Genomic DNA, 12,048 nt, shown 5'->3' on the forward strand with positions numbered 1-12,048 from the left:
TCTTCTCTAGTTTGTCAGATACATAAAAAGGCCCCCTCCCAACTGGAGGGGCTTTTGTTTTAAACGCAGAGTGACGCAGAGTAAACGCAAAGGAACACGGAGTTTTTTTTACAGAGAATTTGCGATGAATTGATGAAACACTCTATCAACTGTGTGCATCTGTGTACCCTGCGGGAAGCCGCTCCGCGTCTACGATTTCAACCCAAATATAAAATTACTGGGTCTTATTTCCATCTAACGCAATGCTCAGGCACTAAATTAGCAGGGAAACAAGACCCAGTATAAATTTGATGTATTTACTCCAAGCGATCGCAGTAGGAATTTTAGCGTCTACTACGATTTGGTACTAAGCTCATGTAATCAAGCTCAGCCGCACGAATGTTTTGCGCGTAGTTGCCCTTAGCATTAATTGAGGCTGCCATATCGGCATACTTACGTGGATCACCTTCTGCCAGTCGCCGTTCTTGGAACTTGCGGCTGTAGAATTTCTCTAAGGTGAAGCGCCAATCTGTGGTAACAGTACCAGCACTTTCTTGGAAATCTTCGCCGTAGCGAGGTGTTACCAAGTTGTGGGGACGATCTACCAAACGCTTACGCTGGTAGGGTACGGTGTTATCACCAAATGCTTCGGTATATTCATCACTATCTAATAAGGCATCAACGAAACCATCAAAACCTTTAGTGGCGATGACAATAGACCAAGCAATTTCTTCTTCTTTGTTGTAAGCAGAACGACCTAAAAAGCGCTTGAGGCAAATGTCTACAAGACGGTAATTATTGTTAACTGAAACAACCAAGCGGTAGAAGGCTTCAGACTTGGCCAAACCACGAATGAAGTCGCGTACAGTCAATGAGCCGTTTTTCAGTTGAGATTCGATGTGCTTTTGGCGGTTGAACTTGAGAATCTCGTGTTCGCTGAAAACTTGGCGATAAGCTGCCCAAATGATGTCTTGCATGTCAGAAAAAGAACTGACATCTTCTAGGCGGTAAATATACGGTGTATCTTCGTTGAGGTCAGCCTTCCCAAAGCTTTTGACTCGATGATTTTGGCTGCTGGGTTTGTATTCAAGTAATGGCAGTGCCATTTGCAATTTTCCCCTTTAATTATCAACAGATTAAACAGAGCTTGCTCTTGAAAACTGAATGAGGTCTGATTTATAAATCAATCCTCTTTCATTTTTTAGTTAAGTTTCTGCATTTTGTTAAAAAGCAGAACTGTTTACAAACCAGTTTAGTATGAGCAAGAAAGCGATTATTCCAGACAGGCCGATAATTACGGCTGATATTGTCCTCCAATCCACTTGCTTGGGGTATGGCGATGGAGCCAAAAACCCATACCATTCAGTATGATGTATCCAACTGGTCTGAACAATACCCGCGCGATCGCGATAATCTTCACCGTAACGCGGGGTAAAGCTGAATGGTCTATCTGTTGACATTCGTTTGCGTTGATAAGGTACGGTATTATCACCAAAAGCTTGTTCGTACTCTTCACTATCAATTAACGCATCTACGAATCCTGACCAACCGCGAGTAGCGATTTGAATAGACCAAGCAATTTCTTCTTCTTGATTGTAGGGAGCGCGACCCAACAATCGCTTTAAACAAATTTCTACCAGCCGATAATTATTATTAGCTGCAACTACTAGCTGATAAAATCGTCCAGATTTTGCCAAACCACGAATAAAATCACGTACCGTGATGGAGCGATTTTTCAGTTGTGTTTCTAAAGCAATCTGACGATTAAATTGTAAGATTTCCTGTTCGTTAAATACTTGACGATAGGCTGCCCAAATCAGTTCTGCAATTTCACCACTGGAATTTGTATCTTCGAGACGGTAGATATAAGGACTATCTTCATTTAAATCTGCCGTTCCAAAACTACAAACTCGTTGATTTTGAGTGGTGGGTTTGTATGTATGTATAGGTAGTGCCATATTTCCATTCACCTTTTACATAACTTGCCACATTAGAAGGTTGTGAGATTTACACTTTAGAAAATTCTCAAAAGCAAACCTTGCAACCTTCTAAACTGTGTGAAACAATGACTGGATTTAGCAGACCCACTCTTAATTTTTTGTTGTTAGTTGTTTGTTGTTAGTTGTTGGTTGTTAACCACTAACTACTAACTACTAACTACTTTAGCTTAACGCACAGGAAAACTTGCACTAGGACTGATAGAAACAGGGATACCTCGCGGTTTTTCCTGCCGTGTTGTGTCCGGGATTTGAATGTTGGCAGTGCTAACTGGTGTGTAAGAAACTGTTTTGATATCAATAGACTTCGCCATATCCAAGAAGTTATTAATATCACCCCATTTATAGCGCTCAGTTTCTTGTTTATCACGCCAGTAATCACCGTAACGAGGTGTTACCAAATTAAATGGTCTGTCTTTAAAACGACGGCGTTGGTAGGGAACAGTGTTATCACCAAAATTGATTTGATACTCTTCAGAATCTACTAGAGCATCAACAAAACCGCTAAAACCTTTGGTGGCAATTGTAATTGACCAAGCTATTTCTTCGTCTTTGTTGTAGGGCGCACGACCTAAAATGCGTTTGAGAGTAATTTCTACAATGCGGTAGTTAGAGTTTGTCTCTACTACTAGACGACGATAAGCTTCTGATTTTGCCAAACCCCGGATGAAGTCACGCACAGTAATTGCCCGATTCTTCAACTGGGATTCTAAATTTTTTTGGCGATGAAACTGGAGATTTTCGTGTTCGCTAAATATTTGCCGATACCCAGCCCAAATTAATTCTTTGATTTCGCTTTCGGTGGGAGAATCTTCTAGACGATAAATTCTGGGAGTATCTTCGTTTGGTACTTCGTAACCAGGAACACGCTGGTTTTGAGAACTGGGTTTGTATTGGAGTAGTGGTATTGACATTGTTAATTGGTAATTGGTGATTGGTAATTGGTGATTGGTAATTGGTGATTGGTAATTGGTGATTTCTTATTACCCATTACCCATTACCTATTACCCATTTTCTAGGTTGTTTTGTTACCAGGAATGTAACGATAAGGTAAAGCAACTTGTGCGGGTTTTACGGTTGGAGGCGGGGTAGTAGATTCGCGGCTGGTGTCAGGAATCTTGATACTAGAGGCAATATTTCTCGCGCGATCGCTTGAGCGTTGATATTCTGCTCCACCTGGTGTGACACTGGCAGCCATTGACAAGAAGTTGGCTGGAATGGCTTGACGAACTCCTCGTTGCACAGCTTGTCCGGAGCGAACGACTTGATAGAAGGAACGCCCGCCGAGATACTGTTCAATTAAGCGACCGCGCCAGTAATCGCTGTAGCGGGGGTTGACTAAGTTAAAGGGTCTGTCTTTAAAGCGTCGGCGTTGGAAGGGTACGATGTCGTCACCAAAGTTTTGACGATACTCTTCAGAATCTACAATGGCGTCGATAAAACCATGCAATCCTTTGGTCGCAATGACAATTGACCAAGAAATTTGCTCATCTTTACCGTAGGTAGCCCGTCCCAAAAACCGCTTGAAGCTGATGTCTACTAAACGATAATTAGAATTGGTTTCTGCTACTTCATCACGATAAACATCGGATTTACCCAATCCCCGAATAAAATCTCGGACGTTAATAGCCCGATTTCTTAACTGCGATTCTAGGAAGGGTTGACGATATTTTTCTAAAATTAGGTGTTCGCTAAATATTTGCCGATAAGCTGCCCAGATGATGGCATCAATATCAGCATCGGAGGTAGCGTTTGCTAACCGATAGATAGTAGGTGTGTCTTCGCCAGCTACTTCGTAGCCATCGACACGCTGATTTTGGGTAGTTGGAGTAAATTCAAGTAATGGTATAGGCATCTTGAAATTGTTACCTTGTTTTAGGGTTTCGCAGAGACTGGTTAATAGTTGTTTGTTGTTTGTTGTTTGTTATTAACAATTAACAATCAACCACGAACTAACAACTAACCCAATACTTGTTTTTGAGCTAACTGCACGCGGGCTCGAAGTGAGTCTTCGGTATCATTAGCTAAGATTTCTGCAAATTTTGCTAAAATTTGCTGTTGCAATTCGGGTATTTTTGCTAGACTTTGCAAACCAACAACGGCGGCATAACGAATTGACCAATCAGGGTCTTGAGAAATAAACATTAGGGTTTGCAATGCTTTTGCTTGCGCTTGTTGGCGTTGTGGGTTTTCCAGTTTGTGAAAACGCAAATTTCCCAAACCTTTGGCGGCGGCGCGACGAACGCTAGGAGCAAAATCGCTAGCAGCTGATGCTAATAATACATCTAGGGCACGGGGATCTGCGATCGCTGCTAAAGCACGAATTGAATAAGCCCGTGCGCCATAGTTGTAGTCGTCAATTTGTTCTAGCAACTGTGGTACTGCTACTTCTCCTAACTGAGTTAATCCAGTTACTGCTGCTATTGCTGCGGCTGGATTGTTATAACCAAACACGGCAATTAATGTGGGAATTGCCGCTTCGTCTTGCGCTGCTGCTAATTTTTGTACTGCCGCTATCATTCGTGCTGGCGAGTCTGCCTCTACTACGGCACGAATTAATTGTTGGGTGTTAGTCATTGGTCAAGAGTTAGTAGTTAGTAGTTAGTAGTTAGTAGTAGTGGTTCTTTGACCAATAACCACTAACCCTTCGGGTTCGTCAGTCGCTCATGGGGGAGACCCCCTGCGTTCCCGTCGCTGACTCACCACTAACCACTAACCAATCACTACAAAAGTGAATCCATCAAGTTCATTACCCGAATAGCATCCTCAGAAAGAGAGGAAACATCTAACTCCTGTTGAAGTTGATGTTCCAGTAAACCTTTGAGGGCTATCAGTTTGAAGCTATTTTCGACTTTGGCGTTCGCGATCGCATCTGCTGCTGGTAAATAACCTATGGCACCCAAATCTCCTAAGGCAACGCGGCGCAATTTTAAGTCGTTGCTGTCCAAAACTTGCACTAAACGCTGTCCATATTTGGCGTCTTGTGTCAGCTGGTACATTGCTCTTGCTGCTGCACACTGCACTCGTGGTACTGGATGGTCAAGGAAAGGTTCTATTAGGGAAATAGCCTCAGTTGCACCAATAGCTCCCAAGGCTTCTAATACTGCTTCGTAGGGCTGGGTCAAGTGTGGCCGTCCTGGTACTGGCACGGCTGCTGCTACTCCACCATTGAGCAATTGCATCAGTGCTGGGGCAGCAGCTATGTCTTTTAGTGTTGCTAAGGATTGGGCAGCGGCTTCGCGCACATAAAAATCAGAGCATTCCAAGGACTTAATTAAACTTGGTACGGCTCGCATGTCGCCCAATTTTCCTAATGCTCTTGCAGCATTACGGCGTAGAGGATAGCCGCCCATTTCTGTTCTGTCGGCTTCATCTTCTAATGCCACAATCAGAGCATCTACAACAGCTTGATCCCGGACGCGGTTTTTACCTAGCCACCAAGCGGCATAATAGCGGAGACTTAAATCTGGAGATTGCAGGTTAGCGATCGCTTGCTCTTTTGTTAAGGGCGGAGCATTTTCGGCAGAATATGCTTCTGCACTTGGTTCAATCATTGCCAAAGCGTTAGTTTTATTCCGCTGTCGTTAAAGGCTCGATTTTAACGATTCTGCCGCCCATACGAGTGATCCGCTGCATTTCTTCATTCATGCGGTTGTATGGCACAGTCATGAATACACTGCCACTGTTGCGGATGTTGTAGTTATTTTTGTCGTTTTCTTCGTTTTGCCGCAAGCCTACGACTTCATAACGAAACATCCGGCTGTTTGCACTAGAAATGCCATTAGCACCAACTGTGGTTTGACCGAACATTTTTGTTAACCTCTCCTGTAAGATTAGCTTTTGGGCAATTGTTAAGGAGTTAGGAGCTAGGAGTTAAGAATTAGGAGTTAAGAATTAGGAGTTTTGAAGTTTATATTTTCTTCAACCCATAACTCATAACTCATGACTCATAATTCTTAACCCATAGCTCCTCACTACTAACTTTTATACGGGTGTTCGCGCAGCCTCTCCCTTTAGGGAAATGACGTTGAGAGAGAAGTATTTGGTATCAAATCGATGAATTACCACCAATCTTATGCTGGGGTGACACTAACGATTTTGCCGCCTTGACGGACAATTTGCTGAATCTTGTCCGAAAGACGCTCGTAAGGTACAACCACGGCGTAGCTACTACGGCGTACGCTGGGGAAGCCAGGATTGCGCTGTCCGGTAACTTCGATGCGATAAACGCGATCGCTCTCTCCTACAGCATTTCCCATGTTTTTTCTGGGAGTCACATCCGCGCTTGCACGGTAACTCCAGTTAGCATTGCTACCAGATGGTCCAACAACTGAGGAAGTGCTATTGGTTGCTAGTTCACGGGCAAGACGAGTTTTAGTGCCTTCTACTTGGGCGCGATCGCTGTTGGCATAACCCCGATACAAACGGAACATCCGAGTAAAGCCAGCTGTTTTTTGTCCGGTTTGAATCTCAAAACCGCGATAGTAGGGGACAATGTTGTCGCCGAAGTTATTCAGATATTCAATTGAATCTATGTAGGAGTCAATTTCAGTATCGTACCCTTGGTTTTGGTACAAGTCTAAGTGGAAAATCACCTCAGACTCATCGTAGGGAGCGCGACCCAATAAATGCTTGTAGTTGAGTTCAATAAACCGGGTTTGGAAGCTGTTGTAGAAAAATTTCTTCTTGTAGAGTTCTGACTTAGCAACGCTACGCACGAACTCCCGCACTGTCAGGTTCCCGTCCCGCAGGAGTGATTCTGCACTCTTCAAGCGTTCTGATGCCATGATGTAGTCATTACCCAATACTTGCCGATATACGGCTCGAATTACTGCTTCTACATCATCTCTGCTTGCATTGGGGCGTAACTCAACTTTAGCTGCGCTTGTGCTGCTAAAGGCTTCTGTTCCTAGCCTGGATGCTGCTGCTGTAATCGGCATTATTTTCCCCCTATTTATTCACACGCTTAACTTCTGCGTGTCTGAAATAAATATTTTTTTATCAATCCCCAGATAAAACTATGCCCGGAGCTAGATCCAACTGCTTGGTGATCCCACACAGCTGCATCCCTCTCCGGGCCGGATCGCTATCTAGCTAAGAGCGTTGATCGCGTAATCAATGTAGGTGTTGGCTTCGTTAGCAGCTTGACCACTCAAACCGTGGTTAGCTTTGATGTACTTCAGAGCTTCTACATACCAGCTGGGAGACAATTCAAAAGCACTGTTGATTTCATCCAAACCAGCAATTAGGTATTCATCCATTGGACCAGTACCACCAGCAACTAGGCAGTAGGTTACCATCCGCAGGTAGTGGCCGATGTCACGAGCGCACTTTGATTTACCACGAGAATCAGCAGCGTACTGAGGGCCACTCATTTGGGTAGTGTAGGGGAATTTTTGGTATACAGCTTGAGCTGCACCATCAATCAAGCGCTGAGCGTTGGAGGTCAAAGCACGAGCAGCTTCCATGCTAGCGGTAGCACGCTCTAAACGACCACGAACAGCCTGAAGTTCGGTGTTGCTGAGAAAACGTCCTTGGGTATCAGCAGCTGCGATTGCTTCGGTAATGGGTGTTTTCATGATGTTAAATCTCCTTAACGTTTCGTAATTTTTTGCCTGGATACCTAGCTTTTTGGTTCTGGGCTTTTTTTATGTTTATTACGCAACAGCAGCAGCAGCGCGATCAAAGTAGCTAGCTACTTCAGACATTAACTGACTGCAATCACCCTTGGTGATACCATTGGGGTCGTTAGCAATGTTGATCGCAGCTTCTTTCATTTTCTGAACACCAACTGCTACAGAAGAACCGGGAGTTCCCAGAGCTTGGTAGGTTTCGCGCAAGCCATTTAAGCAACGATCGTCAAGAACGCTTGCGTCACCTGCGAGGATAGCGTAGGTAACATAGCGCAAGATGATTTCCATATCGCGGAGGCAAGCAGCCATGCGACGGTTGGTGTAAGCGTTTCCACCAGGAGAAATCAATTGAGGTTGCTCTTCAAACAAAGAACGAGCAGCGTTGGTAACGATGGTGGAAGCATTGCTGGTGATGCGGTTGACTACATCCAGGCGCTTGTTGCCGTCCTTAACTAGGTTGGTCAGAGCATCGAGTTGCTCGTTGTTCAGAAATTCGCCTCTGGAGTCAGCTTGAGAAACCACCTTGGCAAATGCGTCTAACATGGAAGATTCTCCTAATTCCTTAGTTGAGTGCTGTCTTGATTAAAACTGGAATTGTTTTATCAATTTGGATTGGTCTGTAACAGACGTTAAACAAGGGCGTTTCTCTTTTGCTCTTCACTTTTCTGCTCTGCAAACAGAATCAGAAAAATGAGAAACTGGGGTGATTTTATGAGAAACTGGCAAACTTTACGAATTGATTGCCACCTTTAACTTTTGCCTGTTAATTAACCCCTCCAGCTTATGTTTATACAACGCTACAGGGGCATTATTTGTTACAAATTATGAATAAATGAGATATACCAATAAGAAAAGCCTCAAAACCTTTACATGCAAGGACTTTAACTGAGAAATAGTGCTTTTTTTCTTAACGCTACTTCACAAAACAGCAAGATAAGACGCAACTTTTCTTTGCTTAGATTTTCTTAATTTTTGCTCATTATCTATACGAAACAACCTATTCAAGTTCTACATGACTTTGATAGATACATCCTTATATGTTAAGAATTTTTAACAAAAAAATTCTAAATATTGCTATTAGTTGCAGAAATTTGTCGCCACAGATGAAGATAAGGAGTTGGAAGTAATTGAGTTTTGAAAGCAGAACAAGCAGGAGGAGAGTTGGGGTAGCAAAAAAATTAATTCCTCTCATCCTGCTAATTTATATATTTCCAGTCCGTAGTTAATCTGGCAGATTTTTTGTCGCAGCCATTGTAATGCGCGATCGCACTACTTTGTCTGTTTCTTGATTTAGTGACGTCTGTAAGGCAGTATGAGCTGCTGGTGTGCCAATTTCCTGTAGAGAAACTGCAGCAGCATAACGTAGTCCCCAATCTTCTGGAGTCAGTAAAGCCCAAGTGAGTTTTTCGACAGCATAGCGGATGACTTCCGGTTGCTTAGCAGTCCTCCCTATCTTTCCTAATCCGCGTGCGGCAATCCGACGGACATTTCCTTGGCAGTGGTTAGCTACTTCTGTGCCAACAACTTCTGCTAACAAATCAACTGCTCGCTCGTCACCAATTAGTGCTAGAGCCTGAATAATATAAGCCTGCACGCCCTGATCAGGAGAATTACGGAAAGCAAAAATCAGTGGTTCTACGCTTGCAGGTGCTAGCTTTACTAATGCTTCAACTGCCGCTTTACCCACAGAAGGGTGATGATGGCTAAAAGCTTGAATTAAAGCTGAAATCGCCTTATTTTCCGTAATTTCCCTAGCTGATAGAGCAGCAATTGCAGATATCGCATCAGTTGGTAGCGAAGCATTATTTAATTGCGAAATTAGTTGCTCGGTATTTACATTCTGTGTATTCATGATTGTTAAAGATTGCAGACATAAAAAAGGTGTAATAGGTAATAGGGAAAAACCATCAATTACCTATTACCTATTACCGATTCCCTACCTCAAAGTTGAATTAACAAATCATCAATTGCCCGAAAAATGAACTCAGTTGTTTCCTTGTCAGCTCGTTCGTTATCTAATAGGGCTTCCAAAATGCGTTTCAAATTTAATAACTTTAAACTGTTAGGAACCCGAGCAGCTAAAATCGCAGTTATTGCTTGACGATGACCAACGGCTCCTAAATCAAATATGGCTGCCCAGCGCAAATACATATTGTCATGATTCAAATTATTAATAATACGTTCTATGTACTGGGGTTCTTGGGTTAAAACAAACAAATAGCGTGCCGCAGCACATTGTACTCGCTCGGAAGTGTGATTGAGAAAGGGTTCTATTTGAGGACGAGCAGACCATACTTGTAAAGTCGCTAGCGCTTCTATCAAGGCTTCTAGCGGTTGCTGTTGATGAGATTGTAGCAGTTTCAGCAATGGCTCAACAGCCCGCTGGTCGCCAATCGCTGCTAAAGCTTGAATAACTGCTTCCCGCAGGTGCAGATCATCATCACATGCAAGTGCAGCAATTAACGCTGGTACTGCTTGTGGATTCTTTAATTGCCCTAAAGCACGTGCAGCTTGACGACGTAGGGGATAGCCTCCTGATGGAATGCGATAGCGTTCATCAAACAGGGCTTCACACAACGCTGTACAACTTGCTTGCACTTGATGTTTTCCTAACCACCAAGCAGCGTAATAACGAATTTGGTTATCTTCGCTCTTTAGTGCTGCGATCGCTGCTTCTTTTGAAAGAATGGGTTCGGCAGAATATGCAGCAGTCATAAGCAAGTCAAAAGTTAAAAGTGAGAGATATGGGGAGGCGGGGAACTCACCGGCATAAAGCACCTGGCGTTGGGGATTAGGGGCAGTGGGGAGGTAGGAAGAATATATTTATTTATCCCCCCATCTCCCCATCACCCTATCCCCCCATCTTCTAAGAGGCTGGCGTAATCTTGACTATCTTACCGCCACGCTTGTGAATTTCTTGGTAGGTAGCTGAGAGTCGCTCATAGGGTACGGTGTAAACTTGTCTGCTACGACGCACTGCAACTTTTGTGTTCAATCCACCAGCGATCGCTTCGATGAGGAACATGCGATTATCTCCCAATACAGGAGAACTAATCAAAGTTGGTGCAATTGATGTAAATCCAAGTCCTGGGGATGATGGTGGCGAAATCATGTTGGACATGTTCATCGCGATTTTCGAGCGTAAGCGCGAACTTTTACCACCAAATTGAGCGTTGTCGCTGTTACCTCTGCCACGATAAAGCTCGAATATACGGTTAAATCCTACCGTTTTCATACCAGGAATTGACTGAAATCCCCGGTAATAAGGAACAACATAATTACCGAAGGCATTGTCATATTCAGAACTGTAAATGTACGATTCTATTTCGGCATAGTAACCGCTAGAAGCGTAAAGGTCTGTGTGGTATGCAATTTCTGATTGATCGTAGGGTGCGCGTCCCAACAAATGCTTATAGTTCAATTCAATGAACCGCACTTGGGAGTTTTTGTAAAAGAAACATTCTCTGTAAAACTCAGATTTTGCCAAAATTTCCACAAATTGTTTAACGCTGATTTTGCCGTTACGTAGCATTGCTTCAGCGCTAGTAAATCTCTGGCTAGCATACACACCTTGGCGACCAAAAATTTGCTCATAGGCAGCTCGAAATACTAGCTGCAATTCATCTTCAGTCCAATTTTGGCGCAGTTCTATTTTTTTGCCGATCTCATCTCTAATTGCTAGACGTTCTGCGACTGAAGTAGTCATCTTGACAATCGCTCCATATTTGCGAATTTTTTATTGTTTCTTTTCTCAAATACAACGAATGGCTAATTGCTAATTGCACTCTTGCTAGTTGTTAGTTGTTGGTTGTTAGTTGTTGGTTGTTAGTTGTTCCAGACAACAAACAACTATTAACGATCAACAATTACTAACTACTAACCAGTCTCGATTAGCCATTAGCCATCAAAGAAGGACAAAGGACACTTGCTGTGTGGATTTAGCTCAATGCATTAATTGCATAGTTGATATAGGTGTTGGCTTCACCAGCAACATCACCTGTCAAACCATGATTGTCACGGACAAATTCTAGAGCCGCTACGTACCAGCTGGGAGACAAGCCAAGAGCGCTGTTGAATTCTTTTAAGCCTGCAACTACGTACTCATCCAAGGGGCCAGTGCCACCAACTACGCAGCAATAGCTGATAGTACGTAAGTAATGGTCAATATCACGTACGCACTTAGATTTACCTTCTGGGGTAGAAGCGTACTGAGGCCCTTGCATTTGGGTGGTGTAGGGGAATTTTTGATAAACGTGATTGGCTGCTGCTTCTGCCCATTTTTGGCCGTTGTTAGCAAATGCTTTAGCTGCTTCTAAGCCAGCACGAGCGCGGTTAAAACGACCAAATACTGCTTGGAGTTCAGTGTTGCTCAGATAAGAACCGCGAACATCAGCAGCGGCGATCGCTTCAGTTAATGGGGTTTTCATGATTTAATTAAT

At 43.4% G+C, this 12,048-nt stretch carries 14 protein-coding genes; all 14 read right to left on the minus strand.

Annotation, left to right across the window (positions count from 1 at the left end):
• Positions 1 to 323 precede the first annotated feature (323 nt).
• Entirely contained in the window at positions 324 to 1,085 is a 762-nt protein-coding gene (locus tag UYK_RS0116080) for a phycobilisome rod-core linker polypeptide (protein WP_009454953.1), read from the minus strand.
• Positions 1,086 to 1,202: 117 nt separating this feature from the next.
• Positions 1,203 to 1,937 (minus strand): phycobilisome rod-core linker polypeptide, encoded by a 735-nt coding sequence (locus UYK_RS0116085; RefSeq protein ID WP_009454955.1) that lies wholly within the window; start codon positions 1,935 to 1,937, stop codon positions 1,203 to 1,205.
• 209 nt (positions 1,938 to 2,146) lie between these two features.
• Positions 2,147 to 2,890 (minus strand): phycobilisome rod-core linker polypeptide, encoded by a 744-nt coding sequence (locus UYK_RS0116090; RefSeq protein WP_016871767.1) that lies wholly within the window; start codon positions 2,888 to 2,890, stop codon positions 2,147 to 2,149.
• 101 nt (positions 2,891 to 2,991) lie between these two features.
• On the minus strand, positions 2,992 to 3,831 hold the full coding sequence (locus UYK_RS0116095) for a phycobilisome rod-core linker polypeptide (protein WP_009454957.1): 840 nt from the start codon (positions 3,829 to 3,831) through the stop codon (positions 2,992 to 2,994).
• 104 nt (positions 3,832 to 3,935) lie between these two features.
• Positions 3,936 to 4,553 (minus strand): HEAT repeat domain-containing protein, encoded by a 618-nt coding sequence (locus tag UYK_RS0116100; protein ID WP_009454958.1) that lies wholly within the window; start codon positions 4,551 to 4,553, stop codon positions 3,936 to 3,938.
• A gap of 146 nt (positions 4,554 to 4,699) precedes the next feature.
• Positions 4,700 to 5,530, minus strand: a complete 831-nt coding sequence (locus UYK_RS0116105; protein WP_016871768.1) for a HEAT repeat domain-containing protein — start codon at positions 5,528 to 5,530, stop codon at positions 4,700 to 4,702.
• Between the two features lie 16 nt (positions 5,531 to 5,546).
• Entirely contained in the window at positions 5,547 to 5,786 is a 240-nt protein-coding gene (locus UYK_RS0116110; RefSeq protein ID WP_009454960.1) for a phycobilisome linker polypeptide, read from the minus strand.
• Between the two features lie 263 nt (positions 5,787 to 6,049).
• Positions 6,050 to 6,916 (minus strand): phycobilisome linker polypeptide, encoded by an 867-nt coding sequence (locus UYK_RS0116115; protein ID WP_009454961.1) that lies wholly within the window; start codon positions 6,914 to 6,916, stop codon positions 6,050 to 6,052.
• A 150-nt stretch (positions 6,917 to 7,066) separates the two neighbouring features.
• Complete coding sequence (gene cpcA, locus UYK_RS0116120; RefSeq protein WP_172451495.1) at positions 7,067 to 7,558, minus strand: phycocyanin subunit alpha; 492 nt, start codon at positions 7,556 to 7,558, stop codon at positions 7,067 to 7,069.
• A gap of 75 nt (positions 7,559 to 7,633) precedes the next feature.
• Positions 7,634 to 8,152, minus strand: coding sequence for a phycocyanin subunit beta (locus UYK_RS0116125; RefSeq protein WP_009454964.1), 519 nt, complete (start codon positions 8,150 to 8,152; stop codon positions 7,634 to 7,636).
• A gap of 679 nt (positions 8,153 to 8,831) precedes the next feature.
• Positions 8,832 to 9,461: a HEAT repeat domain-containing protein gene (locus tag UYK_RS0116130; RefSeq protein ID WP_009454966.1), complete on the minus strand. Its 630-nt coding sequence runs from the start codon at positions 9,459 to 9,461 to the stop codon at positions 8,832 to 8,834.
• Between the two features lie 89 nt (positions 9,462 to 9,550).
• Positions 9,551 to 10,324: a HEAT repeat domain-containing protein gene (locus UYK_RS0116135; RefSeq protein WP_009454968.1), complete on the minus strand. Its 774-nt coding sequence runs from the start codon at positions 10,322 to 10,324 to the stop codon at positions 9,551 to 9,553.
• A gap of 151 nt (positions 10,325 to 10,475) precedes the next feature.
• Complete coding sequence (locus UYK_RS0116140) at positions 10,476 to 11,315, minus strand: phycobilisome linker polypeptide (protein WP_009454970.1); 840 nt, start codon at positions 11,313 to 11,315, stop codon at positions 10,476 to 10,478.
• A 232-nt stretch (positions 11,316 to 11,547) separates the two neighbouring features.
• Entirely contained in the window at positions 11,548 to 12,039 is a 492-nt protein-coding gene (locus tag UYK_RS0116145) for a phycocyanin alpha subunit (RefSeq protein ID WP_197672419.1), read from the minus strand.
• Between the last annotated feature and the right edge of the window lie 9 nt (positions 12,040 to 12,048).

Origin of the sequence: Fischerella thermalis PCC 7521 (assembly GCF_000317225.1) — a bacterium.
Classification (GTDB): Bacteria; Cyanobacteriota; Cyanobacteriia; order Cyanobacteriales; family Nostocaceae; genus Fischerella; species Fischerella thermalis.